The organism is Massilia yuzhufengensis (assembly GCF_900112225.1).
GTDB lineage: Bacteria > Pseudomonadota > Gammaproteobacteria > Burkholderiales > Burkholderiaceae_D > Telluria > Telluria yuzhufengensis.
In genome coordinates this window covers 67,549-92,185 of record NZ_FOLD01000025.1, presented here as the reverse complement: position 1 = coordinate 92,185, position 24,637 = coordinate 67,549, and the positions used below count along the sequence as shown (strand labels likewise).

The window sequence follows — 24,637 nt, the reverse complement described above, 5'->3', positions numbered from 1 at the left end:
CGTCGAACGCTTGAGCATTGAGGCGCCGAGATGGTAGTGATGCGATGCGTGCGCATTGAAGCCAGTTTCGAGGGCGCGCAAACTCGGCGCTCCGCTGGCCTGCGCATACACCATCGCCGTCATGTGATTCCAAGGCTTGAAGTGCTTGGTATATTTGGCGGCATTGTGGCGGGCGACTGCCTGATCGAAGGCAGCGCGGGGCAGCCCCTTCATTAATTCTTGAAATGTCGTTATGCTGTACATGGTTGCAGGTTTGGTTTTTAAGTCGGCAAACCGAGGTTAACCCTCGTAAACCAATGCCTGCAACCCCTCCTTGCTAAGTCAAGCAAATTATTCCGGACAGCAGTGGGCCTTCGCCGGAACGACGTGCGGCTGGCGCGGGCCGCGTCGGGCTTATCGCGCCAGCGCCTGCTGCATCGCCTCCCACGCAAACCCGCCTTCCACCGCCTTCGTGGAATTCCTGCCCGCCGCCTTGGCGTCGTACATCGCCCGGTCCGCCGCCAGGAACAGCGAGCGGATATCGTCGAACTGCGAGGGCACGAAGGTTGCCGCCCCCACGCTCACGGTGACGAAGCCGGACGTGGTCGAGCGCGGGTTCGGCACCCGCAGGCGTTCGACCTCATGCCGGATCGATTCGGCCAGCTTGGCCGCGCCGCCGTGCGAGGTGTCGGGCAGCAGCAGCACGAATTCCTCGCCGCCGTAGCGCGCGGCGAGGTCGGTGGCGCGCAGGGCGTGCGACTGCAGGGTGCTGGCCACGGCCTGCAGGCACTGGTCGCCGGCGGCGTGGCCGAACAGGTCGTTGTAGAGCTTGAAGTGGTCGACGTCGAGCACCAGCAGCGAGATCGGCTTGGCGACCCGGATCGCGCGCTGCCATTCGCGTTCGAGGCAGGCGTCGAAGTGGCGGCGGTTGGCGATGCCGGTGAGCGGGTCGGCCAGGGCCGCGCGCTGCAGCGCGTTTTCGGACTGCTTGTGGTGGCTGATGTCGTGCAGCAGGGCGACCCACAGCTGTTCGCTCGAGGCCATCGGCGACAGGCTCAGGTCCATCGGGCGCAGGCTGCCGTCGGGGTGGCGCACCAGCACTTCGCGCGCGCTGCGCGCCTGCCCCGGCGCGCCGGTATCGCGCGTGTCGAACCAGCTCTCGATCTCTTGCGCGGACGGCTCGGCCAGCAGTTCGGCCAGCCCGCGGCCGGCCAGGTCGCGCGCGTCGGTGCCGAGGCAGCGCTGGCTGGCCGGATTGGCGTACTGGATACGCCCGTCCTGGCCAAGCAGCATCAGGCCTTCGTCCATGCCGTCGACGATCATGCGCAGGCGTTCCACCTGCTGGGTGTTGGAGCGGCTGGCGGCGCGCATCTGGAGTTGGGCGCGCACGCGCGCGCACACTTCCGGCAGGCGCAGCGGCTTGGCGATGTAGTCGGCCGCGCCGCGGTCGAAGCCGGCCACGATGTCGTCGGTGTCGGAGCAGGCGCTGACGAAGATCACCGGGATGTCGGCGGTGCGCGGCAGGGTCTTGAGGCGGCTGCAGGTTTCCAGGCCATCGAGGCCGGGCAGCATCACGTCGAGCAGGATCAGGTCGGGCTGGAGGCGCTGGGCCAGGTCGAGGGCGCGCTCGCCGGAGGTGGCGACGAAGGTGCGGTATCCCTGGTTGCGCAGGATGTCCTGCAGCAGCCCGAGGCTGGCGGGCGCGTCGTCGACAATCAGGATCGCGGCCTGGCGCTGGGGCGCCGGAGTCGCGAAGGCAGGGTGGTTCATACGGTCGCTGGGGGGGCGGAGTGTGACTGCGAAAAATGATACTCTGTTCGCTAACTCTTGCGGCAACTATTGTTTCCGCACACCATATAAATGTTGCATCACTACAACTACAGGTTGGCCGCCGGCGGGAACCGGCGGTCAAGCCAGGCGGCCGTGGCCGCCCGCGTTTACAGCATGTCCTTGATCAGCTTGCCAAGGACGGCGATGCCTTCGCGGATGCGTTCCGGCGGCACGGTCACGAAGGACAGGCGCAGGGTGTTGCTGGCCGCTTCGTTGGCGTAGAAGGGCGCGCCCGGCACGAAGGCCACGCGTGCGGCCAGCGACTGGTCCAGCAGTTTCATGGCGTCGATGCTCTTGGGCAGGGTCACCCAGATGAACATGCCGCCCTCCGGCTTGGTCCAGGTCACGCTGGCCGGGAAGTGCTCGGTCATCGCGTCGAGCATGCACTGGCACTGGTCGCCATACAGCTTGCGGATGGTCGGGATGTGCTGGTCCAGGAAACCGTCCTTGACCACCTCGTGCACCACCATTTGCGTCAGTTGCGCGGTGTGCAGGTCGGCGGCCTGCTTGGCCAGCTCGAGGCGGCGCACCAGCGGCAGCGGGGCGCACACGTAACCCAGGCGGATGCCCGGGGTCAGCACCTTCGAGAACGAACCCATGTAGATGACGCCGTCCGGGTTCATCGCGACCATCTTCGGCATCGGCTCGCCTTTGTAGCTCAGCGCGCCGTACGGATCGTCTTCGATCAGCGGGATGCCGAAGCGGGCGCAGGTCTCCACCAGTTCCTGGCGGCGTTCCAGCGACAGCGAACGGCCGGTCGGGTTCTGGAAGTTCGGCAGCGAGTACAGCATGCGCGCGCCTTCGGCCACGGCCGCGATCGAGGACGGCACCAGGCCGTGCTCGTCGGTGTCGACGGATTTGAATTCGGGGCGGTAGACCGAGAAGGCCTGCAGGGCGCCGAGGTAGCTCGGGGTCTCGACCAGCACGCGGCTGCCTTCGTCGACCAGGACCTTGCCCAGCAGGTCGAGTGCCTGCTGCGAGCCGGAGGTCATCAGGATCTGTTCAGGCAGGATGCGGGAGCCTTCGGTGGACAGCGAGTTGGCGATCCATTCGCGCAGCGGGCCGTAGCCGTCGGTCGGGCCGTATTGCAGGGCCACCTTGCCGGCCTCGCTCAGCACCTTGTCGTACGCGGCTTTCATGCGCTCGACCGGGAAGGTGGCAGGGGAAGGCAGGCCGCCGGCGAAGGAGATGATCTCCGGGCGCTGGGTGATCTTCAGGATTTCGCGGATGAACGAGCTTTGCAGCTGCTGCGCGCGCTCTGAAAACTGCCACTGGATAGGATTTGGATTCTCGATTTTCATGCTTTTCTCACATGTCACACAGGAAGGGTCCGAACGGGTGTGCCGGGCCATTATAAAGCACGCGGGTAGCGGCTTCGGGGATGGACCGGGCCGGGTAGGCCCAGCCCGCGAAACGGTTTATCTAAACAAATGCAATTGTGTATTAAACAATTGTTTAAGCGACTTCGACGATCATTTCGATTTCGACGCAGGTGCCGCGCGGCAGCGAGGCGACGCCGAAGGCCGAACGGGCGTGCTTGCCGGCGTCGCCGAACAGCTCGCCGATCAGTTCGGAGCAACCGTTGGTGACCAGGTGCTGTTCGTTGTAGTCCGGGGTCGAAGCGACCAGGCTCATCAGCTTGACGATGCGCTTGACGCGGGTCAGGTCGCCGCCGACGGCTTCCTGCAGGGTGCCGACCAGGTCGATCGCGACCGAACGGGCGGCTGCCTGGCCATCCGCGGTGGTCTTGTCCTTGCCCAGGATGCCGGTGTTCGGCGAGCCGTCCGCGTTTTTCGCGATGTGGCCCGAGATGAACACGAGATTGCCGGTCTGAACGTACATGACGTAAGCGGCGGCCGGGGTGGCCGGCGCGGCGAGGGTGATGTTCAGTTCTTTGAGTTTGTCGTAGACGGACATGGTTTTCCAACGTTGCGGTGAATGAAGCCGATATTGTACGTCCAGCCGGGCTCCGGTATGCGGTTTACTGCTGGCGTACGCCCATCCGCCGTCCCCCGAACACGACAGCGGCCACGGCCAGCGCGAACGCGCAGTTGGGCAGGGTCAGCGCTTCGCCCAGCAGCAGGGCGGCGCCAATCAGGCTCAGGAAGGGCTGCAGCAGCTGCACCTGGCCTACCCTGGACACCCCGCCCAGCGCCAGCCCGCGGTACCAGAAGAAAAAGCCGACAAACATCGAGATGGCGGTGACATAGCCGAACGCGAACCAGGCCCCGGCGCCCACCTCGCCCAGCGGCGGCACGCCGTGCCACAGCAGTACCGGCAGCAGGACCGGCGCGGCCAGCACCAGCGCCCAGCAGATCGTTTCCGGCCCGCCCAGGCTGCGCGACAGCCGGCCGCCTTCGGCATAGCCGACCGCCGCCGCGGCCACGGCGCCGAACACCAGCAGGTCGGCGACATGGAGCGCGCCGCCGCCCTGGGCCAGCGCGAACGCCGCCACCAGCGCCGAGCCGAGCAGGGCCATGCCCCAGAAGCCGCGCGAGGGACGCTCGAAACCGCGCAGCGCCGCGTACAGGGCGGTGGCCAGCGGCAGCACGCCCACCAGCAGCGCGCCGTGCGCGGCCGGCACGGTGCGCAGGGCGATGGAAGTGAGCAGCGGGAAGCCGACGATGCAGCCTGCCGCCACCAGGGCCAGGGGCAGCAGGGCGCTGCGCGGCGGCAGCGGCGCGCGTTTGCACGCCAGCCAGCCGGCCGCCAGCAGCGCCGCGCCGAGTGCGCGCCCAAGCGCCACGAATACCGGATCGAGCTCGGCCACCGCCATGCGGGTAAACGGCATGGTCAGGCTGAACATCGCCACGCCGAGCAGGCCGAGCAGCATGCCACGGCTTTCGTCGAGCGCGCAGGGTGCAGCGGTGAGGGTGGGGCAGGCGGCGTTCATGCGTTTCCTTTCAATGTGCTTGCACAGTGGGGAGCACGGTCCTATGCTAGCGATAAATACCAATACAGTCCCAGTACACTTTTGCACTTAATTCCTTCACTGTGCTGCTGATATGACCAATACGCCTGCTTTTGCCCTGTCGCGCGATTCCAGCGAAGCGCTGGCCGACCAGATCGTCCGCTCGGTGGCCGCCCGCATCGACGAGCGCCTGCTGCGCCCCGGCGCGCGCATGCCCTCGATCCGCCAGTTCGCCGCCACCCATGGCGTTTCGCCGTTCACGGTGGTGGCCAGCTATGACCGGCTGGTGGCCCAGGGCTACCTCGATTCGCGCCGCGGCGCCGGCTTCTTCGTGCGCGAACGGGCCCAGCCGGCCGAGCGGCCCGCCACGGCGGCGCCGGCCGGCGCCAGCACGCTCGATGTCGCCTGGCTGATCCGGAACATGTTCCGCCAGTCGCCGCTGCAGCTCTCGCCCGGGGCCGGCGTGCTGCCGGCCGACTGGATGGACGGCCCGGCGGTGGCCAACGCGCTCAAGAGCCTGAGCCGCCAGAACAGCGCCGGCTTGCTCGGCTACGGCGCGCCGCACGGCTTCCTGCCCTTGCGCCAGCAACTCCAGCGCAAGCTGGCCGAACTGGAAATCGAGGCGCCGCCCGAGCACATCGTCATGACCCTGGGCGTGACCCAGGCGCTGGACCTGGTGGCGCGCGAATTCTGCCGCCCGGGCGACACCGTGCTGGTCGACGATCCGGCCTGGTTCCTGATGTTCGGCTCCTTCGCGGCGATGGGCCTGAACGTGGTGGGGGTGCGGCGCCTGGCCGACGGCCCCGACCTGGAGCAGCTGGCCGAGCTGGCGGCGCTGCACCGCCCCTGCCTGTACGTGATCAATTCGGTGCTGCACAACCCCACCTCCACCTCGATCTCGGCGCCCAAGGCTTTCCAGGTACTGCGCCTGGCCGAACAGTTCGGTTTCACGGTGGTGGAAGACGACATCTACGCCGACCTGCACCCGGGCAGCGCCACCCGCCTGGCCGCGCTCGACGGCCTGCGCCAGGTGATCTACCTCGGCGGCTTCTCGAAATCGATGGCGCCCAACCTGCGGGTGGGCTTCATCGCGGCATCCGGCGAACGCGCCCGGCGCCTGGCCGACCGCAAGATGCTGGCCACCCTCACCACCAGCGACATCGGCGAGCGCGTCGTGTACAAGATCCTGTCGGAGGGCCACTACCGCAAGCACCTCGACCGCGTGCGCAGCCGCCTCGATGCGGTGCGGCCGGGCGCGCTGCGCCAGCTCGAGCTGCTCGGCCTGCGCGCCGACCCGGCGCCGTCGGCCGGCATGTTCATCTGGGTCGACGCCGGCCGCGACACCAACGAGCTGGCGGCGCGCGCGATGCGGGAAGACCTGCTGCTCGCGCCCGGCAGCCTGTTCTCGCCGAACCAGCTGCCGTCGACCCGCATGCGGCTCAATGTGGCGGCGCTGCAGGACCCGGCCACCAGCGGCTTCCTCGAACGCGCCCTCATCGGTTAAAATAATTGCAACATTCTCAATGCCGGCATGGCAGGCCTTGAAATCGTTATTGCCATCCCTATATGGCTGCAACCCGCATCACCGTAATCCCTTAACCTGAACCACCCACGAGGAACAAGATGGCTGTCGCCGAAAAAGAAACCCTTGGCTTCCAATCAGAAGTAAAACAGCTGCTGCAACTGATGATTCACTCCTTGTATTCGAACAAGGAGATTTTCCTGCGCGAACTGATCTCGAACGCCTCCGACGCGGCCGACAAGCTGCGCTTCGAAGCGATCAACAACGACGCGCTGTACGGCAACGACCATGAACTGAAGATCCGTGTGTCCTTCGACAAGGACGCCCGCACCCTGACCATTTCCGACAACGGCATCGGCATGAGCCGCGACGAAGTCATCTCGCACCTGGGCACCATCGCCAAGTCGGGCACCAAGGAATTCTTCAGCAAGCTCTCCGGCGACCAGCAGCAGGACGCGGCCCTGATCGGCCAGTTCGGCGTCGGCTTCTACTCGGCCTTCATCGTGGCCGAAAAAGTCATCGTCAATACCCGCCGCGCCGGCGCCTTCGCCTCCGAAGGCGTGCGCTGGGAATCGACCGGCGAAGGCGACTACAGCATCGAGCCGATCGAAAAGACCGGCCGCGGCACCGACGTGATCCTGCACCTGCGCGCCGGCGAAGAAGAGCTGCTGTCGTCATGGAAGCTCAAGTCCATCATCCGCAAGTACTCGGACCACATCTCGCTGCCGATCGTGATGCAGAAGGAAGAGTGGGACGAAGAGAAGAAGCAGACGGTGCTGAAGGACGAATTCGAGACCGTGAACCAGGCCAGCGCGCTGTGGGCACGCAGTAAATCGGACATCACCGACGAGCAGTACAACGAGTTCTACAAGCACGTCTCGCACGACTTCCAGGAACCGCTCGCCTATACCCACAACCGGGTGGAAGGCCGCAGCGAATACACCCAGCTGCTGTTCGTGCCGGCCCACGCGCCCTTCGACCTGTGGGACCGCAACAAGCGCGCCGGCATCAAGCTGTACGTGAAACGCGTGTTCATCATGGACGACGCCGAGCAGCTGATGCCGACCTACCTGCGCTTTATCAAGGGCGTGATCGATTCAAGCGACCTGCCGCTGAACGTCTCGCGCGAGATCCTGCAGGAGTCGCGCGACGTGAAGGTAATCCGCGAAGGCTCGACCAAGCGCGTGCTGGGCATGCTGGAAGAGATGGCCAACGCCGAAGAGCAGGAAGGCCGCGACAAGTACGCCACCTTCTGGAAGGAATTCGGCCAGGTGCTCAAGGAAGGCATCGGCGAAGACAGCACCAACAAGGACCGTATCGCCAAGCTGCTGCGCTTCGCTTCCACCGCCGGCGAATCCGATGCCCAGACCGTGTCGTTCGCCGACTACCTGGGGCGCGTGAAGGAAGGCCAGGACAAGATCTACTACGTCACCGCCGACAATTACAACGCCGCGAAGAACAGCCCGCACCTGGAAATCTTCCGCAAGAAGGGCGTCGAAGTGCTGCTCATGACCGACCGCGTCGACGAGTGGATGCTGTCCTTCCTGAGCGAATTCGAAGGCAAGGAACTGGTGTCGGTGGCCAAGGGCGGCCTGGACCTGGGCGCGCTGGAAGACGAGGCCGAGAAGAAGGAACACGAGGAAGTCGAGCAGGGCTACAAGGAGCTGGTCGAGAAGATGAAGGGCGCGCTGGGCGAGAAAGCCAAGGACGTGCGCGTCACCTTCCGCCTTACCGACTCGCCGGCCTGCCTGGTGGCGGACGACAACGAGCTGTCGGGCAACCTGCTGCGCATGCTCAAGGCGGCTGGCCAGGACGCACCGGAATCCAAGCCCATCCTCGAGATCAACCCGAACCACCCGCTGGTGACGCGCCTGAAGTACGAAGACGCGAACGGCGCCCGCTTCGGCGACTGGTCGCACATCCTGTTCGACCAGGCCATGCTGGCCGAAGGCGGCAGCCTGAGCGACCCGGCGTCGTTCGTGAAGCGCTTGAACGACATGTTGCTGGAGACGGCGGCGAAGTAAGCGTTGTTGGCAGCGCACGAGACAGGGGCCATGTGCCCCTGTTTTACAGGTGGCGGCTTTCTGCAGGCGGCGCCATCCAATTGTCATTGCGCCCATCCAGGTAGCGCACCGGCGCCGCCAGCAGTTCCTCCACCGGCACATCATCCAGGCACACCAGCACCACCGCATGGAACGCCCCCAATGACGGCGAATCGCCCGTCGAAAACACATTGATCCCGCAGTTCGCGCAGAAGTAGTGCGCATCGCGCCGCGTGTGGTAGCGGTATTCGCGCAGCATCTCCTGCCCGCGCCGCAGGCGAAACGCGCTTGACGGCACCTGCGCCGCCCAGAAGCGCATCTTGGTGCAGACCGTGCAGTTGCACTTGATGGTCCCGCGACCCAGGTCGATATCGGCCTCGAACTGCACGCTCGCGCAGTGGCAGCTGCCGCGGTAGGTCTTCATTGCGTGCGGTGCCCGATCTCGTCGCAGAATGCCTGCAGCAGGCGTTCGCCTTCAAGCCAGGCGCCGTGGCCGGAGTCCGCATTCACGTGGCCGGCGTCGCCGATGTGGACCAGTCGGCTGCCCCAGCTTGAAGCAAAGCTGGCGGCGCGCGCGGGAGCGACAAAGGGATCGTCGCCGCTGGCCAGCACCACGCTGGGGAAGGGCAGGGGATCGAGCGGGATCGGGGCGAAGCCGTTGACCGGCACCGGATAGGATGCCGCCTCGACGTCGCTCGGGGCCACCAGGAAGGCGCCCGCCACCTTCAGCGGCGACGCGCTCCTGGCCCAGTGCGCGACCAGCATGCAGCCCAGGCTGTGCGCGACCAGGATCGGGGCGCCCTTGCAAGCCCCGATGGCGGCGTCGAGCTCGGCCACCCACTCGTCGCGCTCGGGGCAATTCCAGTCGCGGTGCTCGGCCTTGGTCCATTGCGGGTAGCGCCCCTGCCACTGGCTTTGCCAGTGTTCGGGGCCGGAATTCCACAGGCCTGCCAGGATCAGTACGTCGCACTTCATCTTGCCTCCGCCGTTGGGAAAAGATCAAGGGCGATTGTACTTTGGAAGCCGCGCCCTTGCCGTTTCAGAGTTCGGTGCGCAGCGCGAACAGCTCCGGAAACAACACCACGTCGAGCATCTTGCGCAGGTAGCTGGCGCCCTCGGTGCCGCCGGTCCCGGTCTTGAAGCCGATGATGCGTTCGACCGTGCTCACGTGGCGGAAACGCCAGAAACGGAAGGCCGTCTCCAGGTCCACCAGCTTTTCAGCCAGTTCGTACAGCGCCCAGTGGTGTTCGGTGTCCTGGTAGACGCCCAGCCAGGCCGCCTTCACGCTGTCATCGAGCACGGTAGGCCCGGTGCGGCCGGGCGCCAGGCGCTGCGGCGCCACCGGGAAGCCACTGCGCGCCAGCAGCATCACGGCTTCGTCGTACACCGACGGGGCGTGCAGCTCGCGTTCCAGGATGGCATGCGATTCAGGCGACTTCTCGTGCACCTTGAGCAGGTTCGGGTTCTTGTTCCCCAGGATGAACTCGAGCTGGCGGTACTGGAAGGACTGGAAGCCCGACGAGGCGCCGAGGTAGGGCCGGATCGCGGTGTACTCGGGTGGGGTCATGGTCGCCAGCACGTCCCAGGCGTGCACCAGCTGGTCCATGATGCGCGCCACCCGCGCCAGCATCTTGAAGGCCGGCGGCAGGTTGTTGCCGCGGATGTTCTGGCGCACCGCCTGCAGTTCGTGCAGCATCAGCTTGATCCACAGCTCGCTGGTCTGGTGCTGGATGATGAACAGCATCTCGTTGTGGTTGGGCGAGAGCGGATGCTGGGCCGACAGGATCCGGTCCAGGCCCAGGTAGTCGCCGTAGCTCATCGACTCCTTGAAGTCCAGCTGGGCGCCGTGCCATTCGGCGCCGGCCTTGGCGCCCGCACCCATGGGGCAGCCGCTTGGCTTGTCGTTCATGGCCATCTCCTCAGGTCACTGCGCCGCGTTCGAGCGCGGCGTCGAAGGCGCCGCGGTCCAGGATATCTTTCAGGATCTCCACCGCGTCCCAGACGTCGGCAAAGCTGGTGTAGAGCGGGGTGAAGCCGAAGCGCATGATTTCCGGTTCGCGGTAGTCGCCGATCACGCCGCGCTCGATCAGCGCCGCCATCACGGCGTAACCGTGCGGATGGGTGAAGCTGGCCTGGCTGCCGCGGCGCGCATGCTCGCGCGGGGTCACGAGGCCGAGCGGGTGGCCGGCGCAGCGCGATTCCACCAGCGCGATGAACAGGTCGGTCAGGGCCAGCGACTTGGCGCGGATCGCCTCCATGTTCGTCTCTTCGAACACCTCCAGCCCGCACTCGACCAGCGCCAGCGACAGCACCGGCTGGGTGCCGCACAGCGCGCGGCCGATGCCCTCGCAGGCGGCGAAGCCGTGCGCCATCGCGAACGGTTTGGCGTGGCTCCACCAGCCGGTAAGCGGGTGGGCAAACGCGGCCTGGTGGCGCTTGGGCACCCAGATGAAGGCCGGGGCGCCGGGGCCGCCGTTCAGGTATTTATAGGTGCAGCCGACTGCGAAGTCGGCCTGCGCCGCGTGCAGGTCGACCGGCACCGCGCCGGCCGAGTGGGCCAGGTCCCACAGCGCCAGCGCGCCCTGGGCGTGGGCGTGGCCGGTGAGGGCGGCCATGTCGTGCTGGTAGCCGGTGCGGTAGTTGACGTGGGTGAGCATCAGCACCGCGCAGTCGGCGTCGACCGCGTCCGGCAGTTCTTCCACCGAATCGACCAGGCGCACCCGGTAGCCGCGGTCGAGCCACTGGGCCAGGCCTTCGGCCATATAGATATCGGTCGGGAAGTTGCTGCGTTCGGTGACGATGGTACGGCGGCCGGCGCCGGGGCCATTTGCCTGCAAATGCAGCGCGGCGGCCAGCGCCTTGAACAGATTGAGCGAGGTGGTATCGGTGACCACCACTTCGCCCTCGTGCGCGCCGATCAGCGGGGCCAGGCGGTTGCCGAGGCGCTTGGGCAGCTCGAACCAGCCGGCCGTGTTCCAGCTCTTGATCAGGTCATTGCCCCATTCGCGGGCGATGACGTCCTGGGCCCGCGCCAGGGAGGCTTTAGGACGGGCGCCCAGCGAATTGCCGTCCAGGTAGACGACACCCGGGGGCAGGGCGAAGCGCTCACGCAGGGCGCGCAGCGGGTCGTCGGCGTCGCGCGCCAGGCAGGCGTCGCGGGTAAGAAGTTCGGTCATAGGGTGCTTGAGGCTTGAAGCATTGGTCAGGCCCGCAGTGTAGCAAGATCCGGCGCCCGCCGTCCCAAATTGTTGCCGATACGGCAATGCTTTGCCGCCTTCAAGAATATTTTCAAATTTTTTTCGAAAAACCCTCAAGTTCCCGAAAGCGCTGCCGTTACCGGTATCAGAAGCGCAGGAGTGGGTCCGGAAAATTATTTTCAAAAAACCCTCAAGTTCTTTCCCGGCGCTCCGTTAATGGATGAGCAGGCGGCGGAAACCGTAGCCAGGGTGGCAAAAAATATTTTGCGAAAACCCTCAAGTTCTCCGGAAGCTTGACGTAAATCGTAGCAAGCGCACGACAGAAGCAGTTTCGAGCGCACACAATTCGGCCGGTTCCCGGCGCCTCCCCAGGCCCCTTTTTCATAGGGGCGCCAGAGCGATCCAGCAGGGTTTGTCAGACAAACTCCTACGGGTCCTGTCCGTCATTCGCGGACGCAAAATACAGACTTCGTCCAATAGCCCAAAAGTTTCCCTACAGTCAGAATCTATCTCATCGGCAACACGCAAGTCGCTGAACCAACGGATACGGAGATAGAAAATGACGATGAACGACATGATGGCTGAAATCCGCGATGCAAACCTGAGCTACCTGATGCTGGCCCAGCAGATGATTCGCGCCGACAAGGTCACCGCCATCTTCCGTCTCGGCGTCTCGGCCGACATCGCCGACCTGATCGAAGGCATGAGCAACGCCCAGATCCTGAAGCTTGCCAGCGGCAACATGATGCTGGCCCGCTTCCGCTTCGACGACACCGCCATCCTGTCGATGCTGACCAGCCACACCAAGGAGCGCAGCCTGGCCCAGTCGCATGCCGCCATCCTGATGGCCGGCCAGCCTGTTGAAGAGATCGTATAAAATCCCCCTGAAGCGGTCCCGCCGGGATCGCTGAACAAGAACACCAGGGCGGGAGCAGCACATGAGCAAGAAAAGCGTCGTTTCGGAAGCGCAGGAAATCGGCCTTGCGATCGAACTGATCAACCTGGGGGCCCGCCTCCAGCTGCTCGAAACCGAAGTCTCCCTCTCGCGCGAGCGCCTGCTCAAGCTGTACAAGGAACTCAAGGGCGTCTCCCCGCCCAAGGGCATGCTCCCGTTCTCGACCGACTGGTTCCTGACGTGGCAGCCGAATATCCACTCCTCGCTGTTCATCAATATTCATCACTTCCTGGTCGAACATGCCGGCGCTACCGGTATCGAGGCGGTGATGAAGGCATACAAGCTCTACCTCGAACAAATGCCGCCCGAGCCGGGCGAAGAGCCGCTGCTCTCGCTCACCCGCGCCTGGACCCTGGTGCGCTTCTTCCAGAGCGGCATGCTGGTGCTGGCGCCCTGCGGCAAGTGCCAGGGCAAGTTCATCGTCAACGCCCTCGACCTGAACGCCGACTACCTGTGCGGCCTGTGCCACATGCCTTCGCGCGCCGGCAAGACCCGCAAGGCCAAGGACGCGAAAGACGCGCGCGAGGCCAAAGACGCCCAGGACGTGCGCGACGCCGCAGCAAACCAGCCCGCCGAGTGAAGCCCGCTTGTGCGGCGCTGCTGCTGCAGGCCGCCGCATTCCCCCTGGCGCTGGCCACCACCTGGCTGCTGGCCAGCGCCGGTCTGCCGATGTCCTATCTCGCCGTTGCCCTGCTCCAGGGCGCCATCGCCGCCGGCCTGGCCTGGTGGCGCGGCCTGGCCAGCTGGTGGATCGCCATCGAGCTGCTGTTTCCCCTGGCCCTGCTCGGCGCCACCCGGCTGGCGATTCCGCCGTCCGTCTTCCTCGTCCTGTTCCTGTTCCTGCTGCTGCTCTACTGGTCCACCTACCGCACGCAAGTGCCGTACTACCCATCCAGCCGGCGCGTCTGGGATGCGGTGGCCAGGCTGCTGCCGCCGGCGGGCAGGGTGCGCGTGATCGACATCGGCAGCGGCCTGGGCGGCCTGGTGCTGGACCTGGCGCGGCGCCGGCCCGGCATCGAGGCGACCGGCATCGAGCTGGCGCCGCTGCCCTGGCTGGTAAGCGCGCTGCGCGCGAGGCTGGCCGGCAGCGGCGCCCGTTTCATTCGCGGCGACTACGAGAAACTGGATTTTGAACAGTTCGATGTGATCTTCGCCTACCTGTCGCCGGCCGCGATGGATGCGCTATGGCGCAAGGCCATCTGTGAAATGCGTCCCGGGTCGATGTTGCTCAGTTACGAATTCGTCATCGACGATCGCTTGCCGAACCGTACCGTCTATCCCACAGAGGGTGGTCCAGCCCTCCATATATGGCACTTTTAGGCCACAAAACGGGGCTTTTTGCTTGCCCGGAGGTCATTCTCCCGCTAGAGTGGTTCCCTGCGTCAACTTTGCCCGAAATCATTTTTTATATGTGCCAGCCGGATCGAGCAGCCCGGCTTCTCTGGAGCGAATTCCCTTGTTAGTCATTATCGGTTACCTCATCGTCTGCGCCTGCGTCTTCGGCGGCTTTGCCCTGGCCGGCGGCCACCTGGCGTCGCTGTGGCAGCCGATCGAGCTCTTGATGATCGGTGGCGCCGCCGTCGGCGCCTTCTTCGTCGGTAACACGATGAAGAACGTGAAGGCGACCGCCAAGGCCTTTCCGAGCATCTTCAAGGGTTCGCAGTACACGCGCGACATGTACATGGAGCTGATGGCGCTGCAATTCGACGTGCTGTCGAAAGTGCGCAAGGAAGGCCTGATGTCGATCGAAGCCGACATCGAGGCGCCGGAAGCCTCGCCCCTGTTCTCCAAGTATCCGGCGGTGCTGGCCGACCACCACATCATCGAGTTCATGACCGATTACCTGCGCCTGATGGTGTCGGGGAACATGGATGCGCTGCAGATCGAAAACCTGATGGACAACGAGATCGAGACCCACCACCACGAGGGCGCCATCCCGGCCCACGTGATCGCCAAGGTCGGCGACGGCCTGCCGGCCTTCGGTATCGTGGCCGCCGTCATGGGCGTGGTCCACACGATGGAATCGGTGGGCCTGCCGCCGGCCGAGCTGGGGATCCTGATCGCGAAAGCGCTGGTCGGCACCTTCCTCGGCATCCTGCTGGCCTATGCGTTTGTCAGCCCGCTCGGGAACATCCTGGAGCAGAAGCTGGAAGAATCGACCAAGATGTTCCAGTGCGTGAAGGTGACGCTGCTGGCGAGCCTGAACGGCTACGCGCCGGCGCTGGCCGTCGAATTCGGCCGCAAGGTGCTGTACTCGACCGAGCGCCCGACCTTCGCCGAGCTCGAAGAGCACATCAAGAAGAAGAAATAAGCAGGCCATGACCCGCCATCCCGACCACCTGACTACCTGGAGCAAGCATGGCCGATGAAGGCATGCGCCCCATCGTCATCAAGCGCATCAAGAAGGTGGCCGGCGGCCACCACGGTGGCGCCTGGAAGATCGCCTACGCCGACTTCGTGACGGCGATGATGGCATTCTTCCTGCTCATGTGGCTGCTTGGCTCGACCGCCAAGGGCGACCTGGAAGGCATCTCCGAATATTTCAGCACCCCGCTCAAGGTGGCGATGGCGGGCGGCTCGGGCGCGGGCGACTCCTCGTCGGTGATCAAGGGCGGCGGCACCGACCTGACCCGCCGCAACGGCCAGGTGAAAAAGGGCGACATCGACCCGAGCTCGAAGACCTATAACCTGGAAGCGGCCAAGGCCCAGGTGGCCCGGGCCGAGGCCGAGCGCCTGCAGTCGCTCAAGGCCAAGATCGAACAGGTCATCGAAGTCAACCCGCTGCTCAAGAAGTACAAGAACCAGATGCTGCTCGATATCACCAGCGAAGGCCTGCGGATCCAGATCGTGGACGAGCAGAACCGCCCGATGTTCGCGCTGGCCAAGGCCGAGGTGCAGCCCTACACCCGCGAGATCCTGAACGTGATCGGGCTGGTGCTCAACGAAGTGCCGAACAAGATCGGCCTGTCGGGCCATACCGATTCGACCCCGTATTTCAGCGACGCCGGCTACAGCAACTGGGAATTGTCGGCGGACCGCGCCAACGCCTCGCGCCGCGAACTGGTGCGCGGCGGCTTGTCGGACGATAAAGTGCTGCGCGTGGTGGGCCTGGCCGCGGCCGCCCACCTCGACAAGAAAGACCCGTTCAACCCGATCAACCGGCGCATCAGCATCATCGTGATGAACAAGAAGACCGAGGAGGCCGTCCAGCGCGACGCCGCCACGCTCGACGTGCCGGCGCAGCAACCCGAAGCGGCAGCAGCGGCGACCATCGCCGCCGCCGCCCCGACGGCACAGCAGTAGCCCGGCCTGGACTGGAACATGACATGACAAGAAAAAAGATACTCGGATCCCACGTCAAGCGCCTGCTCTCGGGCGTGGCCATCCACGGCCGCCGCCACCTGAACGAGGTCGAGACCGACCTCCTGCAGACCGAGCTGCTGCTGGAAGAAGCCATCGACAAGCTCACCAGCAGCTTCATGGCGATCCACACGGCGGTCGGCACGCGCCAGGAAGCGATCAACCGCCTGCTGGCCGGCGAGACGCCGACGCCGGAAGACAGCGCCCACCTCTCCGACATGTCGGGCGAGATCGGCCAGCATGTGAACACGGCGATCACCAGCATGCAGTTCCAGGACATGACCAGCCAGCTGATCGACCGCACGCTGCGCCGCGTGGCCGGGCTGCGCGAGTTCCTCGGCACGCTCAGCGAGCATGGCGCCGACATCGCGCCGGAAACCGACAGCGACGAAATCGTCGAGCGCCTGGGCAAGGTCAGCATGGCGCTGGCGATCCAGTCGCTCGAGCTGCGCAGCATGCTGCGCAAATCGGTCGAACAGCAGCACCTCGAAAGCGGGGATATCGAGCTTTTCTGAGCCCGGTGCCGCGCACATCACGTACTATTTCGCCACTCAACATCAAACCGGAACATACCGGACTTAAAACAGCAGGAGCAAAACATGGCAAAAACGATTCTCGCGGTCGACGATTCCAGTTCGCTGCGCCAGATGGTGGCCTTCAGCCTGAAGGCGGCTGGCTACCACGTGGTGGAAGCGGTCGACGGCCAGGATGGCCTCGACAAGGCAAAGCTGCAGAGCGTGGACCTGGTCCTGACCGACCAGAACATGCCGCGCATGGACGGCCTGGCCCTGATCAAGACCCTGCGCACGCTGCCGGCCTACGCCAAGACCCCGATCCTGATGCTCACCACCGAGTCGTCCGACGAAATGAAGGCCAAGGGCCGCGCCGCCGGCGCCAACGGCTGGCTGGTCAAGCCGTTCGACCCGCAGCGCCTCATCGAAGTCGTGAAAAAGGTCATCGGCTAAGCCGATGAAGCACCGGGCATTCCAGGGACTAGCACCATGACGATCGACATCAGCCAGTTTTACCAGGTCTTTTTCGACGAGGCAGAAGAGCTGCTCGCCGAGATGGAGCGGCTGCTGCTGGGCGTCGACGTGGCTGCGCCCGACGCCGAGGACCTGAACGCGATCTTCCGCACCGCCCACTCGGTCAAGGGCGGGGCCTCGACCTTCGGCCTGACCGACATGAGCGACGTCACGCACGTGCTCGAGTCGCTGCTGGACCGCATCCGCAAGGGCGAGATGGCGCTCACCAGCAACCACGTGGACGCCTTCCTGGCCGCCAAGGACAGCCTCAAGATGCAGCTCGACGGCCACCGCCACGGCGCGGCGGTCGACCAGGAAGCCGTCGCCAACGTGCGCATGGTGCTGCACGACCTGGCCGAGGGCCTGGTGCCGCAGGCGCCCGTGGTGGCGCCGTCCTACCTGACGCTCGAGCCCAAGCTCCACCACCCGACCGAAGGGGCGCACCGCTACAAGATCGAACTGCCCGTGGTCGAGCCGCGCGACATCAGCGCGCTGGTCGATGAACTGGGCTTGATGGGCCGCGTGAAGGTCACGCCGCTGGACGGCGGCCGCAGCGCCCTCATCATCACCACCCACGAGAGCCTGGATGACATCATCGCCATCTGCTCCTTCGTGCTCGACCCGGACGACCTGAAGATCTTCGAAGCCCCGGCGCTCACGCCCGAGCAGCGCGCGATCGAAGCGGCCGAGCGCAAGCGCATCGAGAACGACCAGGGCTACGGCTTCTTCGACTTCGACGACGACGCCGACGCCGCCGCCAAGGCCGACGACGACCTGTCCGACGACGAACGCGGCTACGGCTTCTTCCAGCCGATCGAACAGATCCGCGCGCTGGCCGGCATCGGCAACGAGCCGGAAGCACGGCCCGCCGCCGTACAGCGCCCCGACCCGATCGAGGTCTCGGAGCTGGCCACCGAGCTGGCCGCCGAGAAGAAGGCCGCCCGCAAGGACCCGGGCGCCGAATCCTCGTCGATCCGCGTGTCGGTGGAAAAGGTCGACCAGCTGATCAACCTGATCGGCGAACTGGTGATCACCAATGCGATGCTGGAGCAGCGCAGCAGCAACCTCGACCCGATGGGGCACGAACGCCTGCTCAACTCCATCAGCCAGCTGGGCCGCAACACGCGCGAGCTGCAGGAAGCCGTGATGTCGATCCGCATGATGCCGATGGACTTCGTGTTCTCGCGCTTCCCGCGCATGGTGCGCGACCTGGCCGGTAAGCTCGGCAAGAAGGTCGACTTCATCACCAACGGCGCCGCCACGGAACTGGACAAGGGCCTGATCGAGCGCATCGTCGACCCGCTGACCCACCTGGTGCGCAACAGCATCGACCACGGCATCGAGATGCCGGCGGTGCGGGCGGCGGCCGGCAAGTCGGAAGCAGGGCGCCTGTTCCTGTCGGCCGGCCACCAGGGCGGCAACATCGTCATCGAAGTGGCCGACGACGGCGGTGGCCTGAACCGCGAACGGATCCTGGCCAAGGCCGCCCAGAACGGGCTGCCGGTCACCGACAACATGAGCGACTCGGATGTCTGGCAGCTGATCTTCGCGCCCGGCTTCTCGACCGCCGAGCAGGTGACCGACGTGTCGGGCCGCGGCGTCGGCATGGATGTCGTCAAGCGCAACATCACGGCCATGGGCGGCAGCGTCGACATCCGTTCGGCGCGCGGCTTCGGCACCACCATCTCGATCTCGCTGCCGCTGACGCTGGCGATCCTGGACGGCATGTCGATCAGGAGCGGCGACGAGGTCTACATCCTGCCGCTGTCGTTCGTGGTGGAGTCGCTGCAGCCGGCGCCCGAAGACATCCGCGAGATCGCCGGCCGCGGCCGCGTGCTCAAGGTGCGTGGCGAGTACCTGCCCCTGATCCCGCTGTACCAGATGTTCGACATCGACCCGCGCATCACCGACCCGTCCGAGGGCATCGTGGTGATCCTCGAGACCGAGGGCAAGAAGGCCGCGCTGTTCGTCGACGAGCTGGTGGGCCAGCAGCAGGTGGTGGTCAAGAACCTGGAAGCGAACTACCGCAAGGTGGCCGGCATTTCGGGCGCCACCATCCTGGGCGACGGCGGCGTCGCCCTGATCCTGGATGTGGCCGCACTGGTGCGCTCGTCGCGCCAGCTACTGGGCGACGCCATCCTGTCGTAAGCCGCTTTTTTCATCTTATTTATCCAAGAGGACGTGAACATGTCTAACGACCAGACCACCAAGCCGGCAGGCGGCACCGCCCACGACGGCGCGGGCAGCGAATTCCTGGCCTTTACCCTCGGCTCCGAGGAATACGGCATCGACATCCTGAAAGTGCAGGAAATCCGCGGCTACGAAGCGGTGACCCGCATCGCCAATGCGCCGGAATTCATCAAGGGCGTGATCAACCTGCGCGGCATCATCATCCCGGTGGTCGACATGCGCATCAAGTTCCAGCTCGGCACCCCGGTGTACGACCAGTTCACCGTCGTGATCATCCTGAACATTGCCGGCCGTATCATGGGCATGGTCGTCGACAGCGTCTCGGACGTCACCACCCTGACCCCGGACCAGATCAAGCCGGCCCCGGAGATGGGCAGCGCCTTCAATTCCGACTACATGATCGGCCTGGGCACGGTGGACGAGCGCATGCTGATCCTGGTGGACATCGACAAGCTGATGTCCTCGGGCGAGATGGGCCTGATGGACAAACTGGCGGCATAAACGACCGCAAGCTGGCCGGCGACGGTTTTGCACGAGCACTACAACGAACAGCAACGAAGAGGCAAACACGTGCCGCAGCAAAGAACCGATACGGTCAAGGAATTCGATTTCACGCGCAGTGATTTCGAGCGGGTGCGCGCGCTGATCTACCAGCGCGCCGGCATCTCGCTGGCCGAGAGCAAGCAGGAAATGGTCTACAGCCGCCTGGCGCGCCGCCTGCGCGCCACCGGCATCCAGTCGTTCACGCGCTACCTCGACGAACTGGAAGCCGGCCGCATGGGCGCCGAGTGGGAAGCGTTTACCAATGCGCTCACCACCAACCTGACCTCGTTCTTCCGCGAGTCGCACCATTTCCCGCTGCTGGCAGAACAGCTCCAGGGTCTGCAGCGGCGCGATGGCCAGCCGATCCGGATCTGGTGCTCGGCCGCGTCCACCGGCGAGGAGCCGTACTCGATCGCGATGACGGCCTGCGAGGCCTTCAACACGCTGACCCCGAAGGTGGAGATCGTGGCGACCGACATCGACACCAATGTGCTGGCCACCGGCGCCAACGGGATGTACCCGATGGAACGGGTGGACAAGCTCAGCCCCGAACGCCTGAAGCGCTTTTTCCAGCGCGGCAAGGGCGGCAACGAGGGCATGGTGCGGGTGCGCCCGGAACTGCGCCAGCTGGTCAGCTTCCGCCAGCTGAACCTGCTGGCCGACGGCTGGCCGCTGGACGGGCAGTTCGATGCGATCTTCTGCCGCAACGTGATGATCTACTTCGACAAGGACACCCAGCGCAAGATCCTGACGCGCTTCGTGCCCCTGATGAAGCCGCACGCCCTGCTGTTCGCCGGGCATTCTGAAAATTTCCTGTACGTATCGGATTCACTGCGCCTGCGCGGCAAGACGGTGTACGAGCTAGACCAGGCCGCGCGCCGCTAATGTAGCGGGCAAGACCCTTTGCACCAGATCCGGATTCGCCATGAACAACCAGTTTGCCACCAACGTCTACTACGACCGCACCTTCGACTGCGACGCCGCCAAGATCCTGCCGGGCGAGTACTACTACACCGGCAAGAACATGCTGATCGTGACCGTGCTCGGGTCCTGCGTCTCGGCCTGCATCCGCGACCGCATCACGGGCCTGGGCGGCATGAACCACTTCATGCTGCCCGACGGCGGCGACGCCAACAGCCCGGTGTCGGCCTCGATGCGCTACGGCACGTTCGCGATGGAGATCCTGATCAACGACCTGCTCAAGGCCGGCGCGCGGCGCGAACACCTGGAAGCGAAGGTGTTCGGTGGCGGCGCGGTGCTGCGCGGTTTCACGGCGATGAACGTGGGCGAGCGCAACGCGGCCTTCGTGATGAACTTCCTGAAAACCGAACGCATCCCGGTGCTGGCCGAAGACCTGAACGACATTTACCCGCGCAAGGTGTACTTCTTCCCGAAGACCGGCAAGGTGCTGGTAAAAAAACTGATGCAAACCCAGAACGATACGCTGGCCAAGCGAGAACTCGACTACGCCAAGCGGCTCAAGGTCGAGCCGGTGGGCGGCGCGATCGACCTGTTCTAATGTGAAAGGGACGACTCATGACCATCAAAGTGCTGATCGTCGACGACTCTGCGCTCATCCGCAGCGTGATGAGCGAAATCGTCAACTCCCAGCCCGACATGGAAGTGGTGGCCACGGCCCCCGATCCCCTTGTCGCGCGCGAGCTCATCAAGCGCCACAACCCCGACGTGCTCACCCTCGACGTCGAGATGCCGAAAATGGACGGTCTCGATTTCCTGGAAAAGCTGATGCGCCTGCGCCCGATGCCGGTGCTGATGGTGTCCTCGCTGACCGAGCGCGGCTCGGAAATCACGATGCGCGCGCTGGAACTGGGGGCGGTTGACTTCGTCACCAAGCCGAAGATCTCGATCCAGACCGGCATGCGCGAATACACCGAACTGATCGCAGACAAGATCCGCGCGGCGAGCCGGGCCCGGATCCGCGCCCGCACCGTGCAGGCCGGCGCCCCCATGCCCCAGCTGTCGGCGCTGCGCAGCCCGCTCATTTCTTCGGAAAAGCTGATCATCATCGGCGCCTCCACCGGCGGCACCGAGGCGATCCGCGAATTCCTGATGCAGATGCCGTCGGACTGCCCGGGCATCCTGATCGCCCAGCACATGCCGGAAGGGTTTACGTCTTCCTTCGCCAAGCGCCTCGATACCCTGTGCAAGATCAGCGTGGTCGAGTCACAGGGCAACGAGCGGGTGCTGCCGGGCCACGCCTATATCGCACCCGGCCATTCGCACCTGCTGCTGACCCGTTCCGGCGCCAACTACATGACCAAAATCGAACAGAGCCCGCCGGTCAACCGGCACCGGCCCTCGGTCGACGTACTGTTCCGCAGCGCCGCCGAAGCGGCGGGCAAAAATGCCGTTGGTGTTATCCTGACCGGCATGGGCAAGGACGGCGCGGCGGGCATGCTGGACATGCGCCATGCCGGGGCACACAATTTCGCGCAGGACGAGGCAAGCTGTGTCGTGTTCGGCATGCCGCGTGAAGCGATCGCGCTCGGCGCGGCCCACGAAGTGGGTCCTTTGCAGGCTTTGCCGGGCATGGTTCTCGAGCATCTGGCCTCCCAAGGGAGCAGAGCGTTGCGCGTTTGATCCGGATGCAGTTGTATTGATGCCATTTTATCGCCGTAGGGCAACAAAAATGCTATTCTTGAGGCTGATTGATCGAGCCTGCGTGCTCGACGTTGTTTTATACAGCGCTCACCCATTAAACCAAAGTAGAGATTCAAAACGGAGTAATTCATGGCTGATCCAAAGATGCGTTTCTTGGTTGTTGACGATTTCTCGACGATGCGCCGCATCGTGCGGAATCTGTTGAAAGAACTGGGTTATGCCAACGTCGACGAAGCGGAAGACGGCGTCATGGCGCTGGCCAAGCTGCGCAGCGAGCAGTTCGACTTCGTGGTGTCCGACTGGAACATGCCAAACATGGACGGCCTGACCATGCTGCAGAATATTCGTGCCGATCCGGCACTGGCCAAGCTGCCGGTGCTGATGGTGACCGCCGAAGCCAAGAAGGAAAACATCATCGCGGCTGCCCAGGCCGGCGCCAGCGGCTACGTGGTCAAGCCGTTCACGGCCGCCACGCTGGACGAGAAGCTGAACAAGATCTTCGAAAAGATGGACAAGGCTGGAGCCTGAGATGCCTGAGCAGATTGCCGAGCAGGGCTCCAACGAGGAGGTCCTGAGCCGCATCGGCCACATGACGCGCGCGCTTCACGAGAGCCTGCGCGGCCTTGGCCTGGACAAGCTGATCGAGAAAGCGGCAAGCGACATTCCCGATGCGCGCGACCGCCTCGACTACGTGGCGCGCCTGTCGGAACAGGCGGCCAAGAAAGTGCTGGACGCGACCGACGCGGCGGGCCCGGTGCAGGACGCGATCGAAACCCGGTCGAGCGAGCTGTCGGGTTCGTGGCAGGATCTGCTGGACAATGGCGCGTCGGACGCCGACTGGCGCGCGCTGGCCCGGCGCACCATCGCCGGCCTGGACGAGTCGCGTATCGGCGCCGCGGCCACCCGTACCCAGCTGATGAACATCATGATGGCCCAGGACTTCCAGGACCTGACCGGCCAGGTGATCGGCCGCATCACGGGGATCGCCCAGAACCTCGAAAAGCAGCTGGTGCAGGTGCTGGTCGACTTCGCGCCGAGCGAGATCAAGCGCGAGATCGACAATGGCTTGCTCAACGGCCCGCAGATCAACCCGGAAGGCAAGAACGAAGTCGTTGCCGACCAGGGCCAGGTCGACGACCTGCTCGACAGCCTCGGCTTCTGACGCGCGTCCGGTAGCGCGCCCCGTACCAGTACCACTACCGCGCCCACATGCATCAAACAAACTTCATTGTTCGTGAACCGCTGCTTGACCCCAAGCAGCGGGTTATCGGCTACGAACTGTCGTGGCAGCGCCACGACAGCAAGCTCGTTACCACCGAGGAGCTGGAAGACCTGATCGGTTTTGTCGCCGAGCACGTCGTCCATGCCGAACACGGCTGGCTGCTGCGCGACAAGATGCTGTTCCTCGAAGCCGTTCCCGAAATGCTCTCGACCGATGCGCTGCACGCGCTGCCTCCGGAACGCACGGTGCTCACCCTGAATATCCGCCGCCTGACCGACCCCAACGTGCGCTCGGCCGTGCAGGCTGTGCGCGTGGGCGGTGTCGGCATCTCGATCCGCGGCGCCGACATCAACCTGCTGGGCCGCAACCTGTCGCCCTATGCTTCCTACGTCGAGGTGCAGTTTGCCGGCGCCGACGTCGCCACCCAGGCGCGCACCTATGCCGCCGCCAAGCATGCGGCGATGCGCATGGTCGGCCGGCCGGTCGCGACCTGGGCCGATTTCGACGCCTGCGCCGCGCTCGGCCTGGACGCCTTCGTCGGCAAGCTGCACCTGACGCCGCGCCCGGGCAACCCGGTCAAGGGCATGAACCCGACCCAGGCCGTGATCCTGCAGCTGATGCAGATGGTGCAGAACAACGAGGACGTGCCCAAGATCGAAAACGTCCTCAAGCGCGATCCGGCACTGACCTACAAGCTGCTGCGCTTCATCAATTCCGCCGGCTTCGGCGCCGCACGCGAAGTGCAGTCGCTGCGCCAGGCCATCGCCCTGATGGGCTACGCGCCGCTGTACCGCTGGCTGGTGCTGCTGCTGGCCACCGCCAGCGCGAGCGGTTATTCGCCCGTGCTGATGGAAACCGCCGTCGTGCGCGGCCGCCTGGCCGAACTGCTGGGCGCGAGCGCGCTGCGGGGGGAGGGGGAGAACCTGTTCGTATGCGGCATGTTCTCGCTGCTCGACCGCCTGCTGGGACTGCCGATGGCGGAGGTGCTGGAAACGGTGCCGCTGCCGGAAGAAGTGGTCAGGGCGCTGATCGGGCGCGAAGGCCGGTACGGTCCCTACCTGGCGCTGGCGGAGGCCTGCGAGCTCAATTCCAACCTGGTGGCCTCACTGGCGGCGTCGCTGGATATCAGCCCGCTGGATGTGAACCGGGCGCATTTGTCGGCGCTGGCGTGGGCGCAGTCGGTGGCGGGGTAAACGTCAAGGTCCACTTGGGTTCCCGCGCAGGCGGGAACGCAATTTT

General features: G+C 65.0%; 26 protein-coding genes. 17 read left to right on the top strand and 9 right to left on the bottom strand.

The window, feature by feature from the left end; all coding sequences use genetic code 11:
• The 5 genes from BM031_RS18755 to BM031_RS18735 all read right to left on the bottom strand — a co-directional run.
• A partial coding sequence (locus BM031_RS18755; RefSeq protein ID WP_143084589.1) for a DUF4372 domain-containing protein occupies window positions 1-243 on the bottom strand: 243 nt, incomplete at its 3' end.
• Between the two features lie 150 nt (window positions 244-393).
• Window positions 394-1,749: a diguanylate cyclase gene (locus BM031_RS18750; protein WP_091876079.1), complete on the bottom strand. Its 1,356-nt coding sequence runs from the start codon at window positions 1,747-1,749 to the stop codon at window positions 394-396.
• Window positions 1,750-1,916: 167 nt separating this feature from the next.
• Window positions 1,917-3,110, bottom strand: coding sequence for an aminotransferase-like domain-containing protein (locus tag BM031_RS18745; RefSeq protein ID WP_091876078.1), 1,194 nt, complete (start codon window positions 3,108-3,110; stop codon window positions 1,917-1,919).
• Between the two features lie 154 nt (window positions 3,111-3,264).
• Window positions 3,265-3,726 (bottom strand): RidA family protein, encoded by a 462-nt coding sequence (locus BM031_RS18740; protein WP_091876077.1) that lies wholly within the window; start codon window positions 3,724-3,726, stop codon window positions 3,265-3,267.
• 64 nt (window positions 3,727-3,790) lie between these two features.
• Entirely contained in the window at window positions 3,791-4,702 is a 912-nt protein-coding gene (locus BM031_RS18735; RefSeq protein WP_091876076.1) for a DMT family transporter, read from the bottom strand.
• A gap of 112 nt (window positions 4,703-4,814) precedes the next feature.
• Between BM031_RS18735 and BM031_RS18730 the strand changes: the two genes are divergently transcribed.
• Entirely contained in the window at window positions 4,815-6,224 is a 1,410-nt protein-coding gene (locus tag BM031_RS18730; RefSeq protein WP_091876075.1) for an aminotransferase-like domain-containing protein, read from the top strand.
• A gap of 119 nt (window positions 6,225-6,343) precedes the next feature.
• On the top strand, window positions 6,344-8,266 hold the full coding sequence (htpG, locus tag BM031_RS18725) for a molecular chaperone HtpG (RefSeq protein WP_091876074.1): 1,923 nt from the start codon (window positions 6,344-6,346) through the stop codon (window positions 8,264-8,266).
• 43 nt (window positions 8,267-8,309) lie between these two features.
• On the opposite strand, the gene BM031_RS18720 is transcribed toward htpG, so the two are convergent.
• The 4 genes from BM031_RS18720 to kynU all read right to left on the bottom strand — a co-directional run bounded on the left by BM031_RS18720 (window position 8,310) and on the right by kynU (window position 11,460).
• Window positions 8,310-8,708, bottom strand: coding sequence for a GFA family protein (locus BM031_RS18720; protein ID WP_091876073.1), 399 nt, complete (start codon window positions 8,706-8,708; stop codon window positions 8,310-8,312).
• Window positions 8,705-9,259 (bottom strand): RBBP9/YdeN family alpha/beta hydrolase, encoded by a 555-nt coding sequence (locus BM031_RS18715; protein ID WP_091876072.1) that lies wholly within the window; start codon window positions 9,257-9,259, stop codon window positions 8,705-8,707. The genes BM031_RS18720 and BM031_RS18715 overlap by 4 nt, the downstream gene beginning before the upstream one ends.
• A 64-nt stretch (window positions 9,260-9,323) precedes the next feature.
• Window positions 9,324-10,193: a tryptophan 2,3-dioxygenase gene (gene kynA / locus BM031_RS18710; protein ID WP_091876084.1), complete on the bottom strand. Its 870-nt coding sequence runs from the start codon at window positions 10,191-10,193 to the stop codon at window positions 9,324-9,326.
• A gap of 10 nt (window positions 10,194-10,203) precedes the next feature.
• Window positions 10,204-11,460: a kynureninase gene (gene kynU, locus BM031_RS18705; RefSeq protein ID WP_091876071.1), complete on the bottom strand. Its 1,257-nt coding sequence runs from the start codon at window positions 11,458-11,460 to the stop codon at window positions 10,204-10,206.
• Between the two features lie 580 nt (window positions 11,461-12,040).
• Between kynU and flhD the strand changes: the two genes are divergently transcribed.
• The 15 genes from flhD (at window position 12,041) to BM031_RS18630 (ending at window position 24,591) form a co-directional block, all read left to right on the top strand.
• Window positions 12,041-12,358, top strand: coding sequence for a flagellar transcriptional regulator FlhD (flhD, locus tag BM031_RS18700; protein WP_036248842.1), 318 nt, complete (start codon window positions 12,041-12,043; stop codon window positions 12,356-12,358).
• A 61-nt stretch (window positions 12,359-12,419) separates the two neighbouring features.
• On the top strand, window positions 12,420-13,016 hold the full coding sequence (gene flhC, locus BM031_RS18695) for a flagellar transcriptional regulator FlhC (RefSeq protein ID WP_091876070.1): 597 nt from the start codon (window positions 12,420-12,422) through the stop codon (window positions 13,014-13,016).
• On the top strand, window positions 13,013-13,756 hold the full coding sequence (locus tag BM031_RS18690; RefSeq protein WP_229409023.1) for a class I SAM-dependent methyltransferase: 744 nt from the start codon (window positions 13,013-13,015) through the stop codon (window positions 13,754-13,756). Before flhC ends, BM031_RS18690 begins: the two co-directional genes overlap by 4 nt.
• 136 nt (window positions 13,757-13,892) lie before the next feature.
• Window positions 13,893-14,747, top strand: a complete 855-nt coding sequence (gene motA / locus BM031_RS18685) for a flagellar motor stator protein MotA (RefSeq protein WP_091876069.1) — start codon at window positions 13,893-13,895, stop codon at window positions 14,745-14,747.
• Between the two features lie 47 nt (window positions 14,748-14,794).
• On the top strand, window positions 14,795-15,739 hold the full coding sequence (motB, locus tag BM031_RS18680) for a flagellar motor protein MotB (protein ID WP_091876068.1): 945 nt from the start codon (window positions 14,795-14,797) through the stop codon (window positions 15,737-15,739).
• Window positions 15,740-15,762: 23 nt separating this feature from the next.
• Complete coding sequence (locus BM031_RS18675) at window positions 15,763-16,311, top strand: chemotaxis protein (RefSeq protein WP_091876067.1); 549 nt, start codon at window positions 15,763-15,765, stop codon at window positions 16,309-16,311.
• 84 nt (window positions 16,312-16,395) lie between these two features.
• The gene (locus BM031_RS18670; protein ID WP_091876066.1) at window positions 16,396-16,761 is read left to right on the top strand and encodes a response regulator; all 366 of its coding nucleotides are present in this window, start codon (window positions 16,396-16,398) and stop codon (window positions 16,759-16,761) included.
• A gap of 36 nt (window positions 16,762-16,797) precedes the next feature.
• A complete protein-coding gene (gene cheA / locus BM031_RS18665; protein WP_091876065.1) occupies window positions 16,798-18,969 on the top strand; it encodes a chemotaxis protein CheA in 2,172 nt (723 codons plus the stop codon).
• Between the two features lie 39 nt (window positions 18,970-19,008).
• A complete protein-coding gene (locus BM031_RS18660; RefSeq protein ID WP_091876064.1) occupies window positions 19,009-19,512 on the top strand; it encodes a chemotaxis protein CheW in 504 nt (167 codons plus the stop codon).
• A 69-nt stretch (window positions 19,513-19,581) separates the two neighbouring features.
• Window positions 19,582-20,439 carry a CheR family methyltransferase gene (locus BM031_RS18655; RefSeq protein WP_091876063.1) on the top strand — a complete coding sequence of 286 codons (858 nt, stop codon included), beginning with the start codon at window positions 19,582-19,584 and terminating at the stop codon, window positions 20,437-20,439.
• Between the two features lie 40 nt (window positions 20,440-20,479).
• The gene (gene cheD, locus BM031_RS18650; protein ID WP_091876062.1) at window positions 20,480-21,073 is read left to right on the top strand and encodes a chemoreceptor glutamine deamidase CheD; all 594 of its coding nucleotides are present in this window, start codon (window positions 20,480-20,482) and stop codon (window positions 21,071-21,073) included.
• A gap of 17 nt (window positions 21,074-21,090) precedes the next feature.
• The gene (locus tag BM031_RS18645; RefSeq protein ID WP_091876061.1) at window positions 21,091-22,155 is read left to right on the top strand and encodes a protein-glutamate methylesterase/protein-glutamine glutaminase; all 1,065 of its coding nucleotides are present in this window, start codon (window positions 21,091-21,093) and stop codon (window positions 22,153-22,155) included.
• Window positions 22,156-22,305: 150 nt separating this feature from the next.
• Window positions 22,306-22,704 carry a chemotaxis response regulator CheY gene (cheY, locus tag BM031_RS18640; protein ID WP_091876060.1) on the top strand — a complete coding sequence of 133 codons (399 nt, stop codon included), beginning with the start codon at window positions 22,306-22,308 and terminating at the stop codon, window positions 22,702-22,704.
• Between the two features lies 1 nt (window position 22,705).
• Window positions 22,706-23,338 (top strand): protein phosphatase CheZ, encoded by a 633-nt coding sequence (gene cheZ, locus BM031_RS18635; protein ID WP_091876059.1) that lies wholly within the window; start codon window positions 22,706-22,708, stop codon window positions 23,336-23,338.
• Between the two features lie 47 nt (window positions 23,339-23,385).
• Entirely contained in the window at window positions 23,386-24,591 is a 1,206-nt protein-coding gene (locus BM031_RS18630; protein ID WP_091876058.1) for an EAL and HDOD domain-containing protein, read from the top strand.
• The last annotated feature ends 46 nt before the right edge of the window (window positions 24,592-24,637 follow it).

Coding starts and splice junctions, on each gene's coding strand:
- BM031_RS18750 (WP_091876079.1), bottom strand. CDS start 1,749: ATGAACCACCCTGCCTTCGCGACTCCGGCGCCCCAGCGCCAGGCCGCG.
- BM031_RS18745 (WP_091876078.1), bottom strand. CDS start 3,110: ATGAAAATCGAGAATCCAAATCCTATCCAGTGGCAGTTTTCAGAGCGC.
- BM031_RS18740 (WP_091876077.1), bottom strand. CDS start 3,726: ATGTCCGTCTACGACAAACTCAAAGAACTGAACATCACCCTCGCCGCG.
- BM031_RS18735 (WP_091876076.1), bottom strand. CDS start 4,702: ATGAACGCCGCCTGCCCCACCCTCACCGCTGCACCCTGCGCGCTCGAC.
- BM031_RS18730 (WP_091876075.1), top strand. CDS start 4,815: ATGACCAATACGCCTGCTTTTGCCCTGTCGCGCGATTCCAGCGAAGCG.
- htpG (WP_091876074.1), top strand. CDS start 6,344: ATGGCTGTCGCCGAAAAAGAAACCCTTGGCTTCCAATCAGAAGTAAAA.
- BM031_RS18720 (WP_091876073.1), bottom strand. CDS start 8,708: ATGAAGACCTACCGCGGCAGCTGCCACTGCGCGAGCGTGCAGTTCGAG.
- BM031_RS18715 (WP_091876072.1), bottom strand. CDS start 9,259: ATGAAGTGCGACGTACTGATCCTGGCAGGCCTGTGGAATTCCGGCCCC.
- kynA (WP_091876084.1), bottom strand. CDS start 10,193: ATGAACGACAAGCCAAGCGGCTGCCCCATGGGTGCGGGCGCCAAGGCC.
- kynU (WP_091876071.1), bottom strand. CDS start 11,460: ATGACCGAACTTCTTACCCGCGACGCCTGCCTGGCGCGCGACGCCGAC.
- flhD (WP_036248842.1), top strand. CDS start 12,041: ATGACGATGAACGACATGATGGCTGAAATCCGCGATGCAAACCTGAGC.
- flhC (WP_091876070.1), top strand. CDS start 12,420: ATGAGCAAGAAAAGCGTCGTTTCGGAAGCGCAGGAAATCGGCCTTGCG.
- motB (WP_091876068.1), top strand. CDS start 14,795: ATGGCCGATGAAGGCATGCGCCCCATCGTCATCAAGCGCATCAAGAAG.
- BM031_RS18675 (WP_091876067.1), top strand. CDS start 15,763: ATGACAAGAAAAAAGATACTCGGATCCCACGTCAAGCGCCTGCTCTCG.
- BM031_RS18670 (WP_091876066.1), top strand. CDS start 16,396: ATGGCAAAAACGATTCTCGCGGTCGACGATTCCAGTTCGCTGCGCCAG.
- cheA (WP_091876065.1), top strand. CDS start 16,798: ATGACGATCGACATCAGCCAGTTTTACCAGGTCTTTTTCGACGAGGCA.
- BM031_RS18660 (WP_091876064.1), top strand. CDS start 19,009: ATGTCTAACGACCAGACCACCAAGCCGGCAGGCGGCACCGCCCACGAC.
- cheD (WP_091876062.1), top strand. CDS start 20,480: ATGAACAACCAGTTTGCCACCAACGTCTACTACGACCGCACCTTCGAC.
- BM031_RS18645 (WP_091876061.1), top strand. CDS start 21,091: ATGACCATCAAAGTGCTGATCGTCGACGACTCTGCGCTCATCCGCAGC.
- cheY (WP_091876060.1), top strand. CDS start 22,306: ATGGCTGATCCAAAGATGCGTTTCTTGGTTGTTGACGATTTCTCGACG.
- cheZ (WP_091876059.1), top strand. CDS start 22,706: ATGCCTGAGCAGATTGCCGAGCAGGGCTCCAACGAGGAGGTCCTGAGC.
- BM031_RS18630 (WP_091876058.1), top strand. CDS start 23,386: ATGCATCAAACAAACTTCATTGTTCGTGAACCGCTGCTTGACCCCAAG.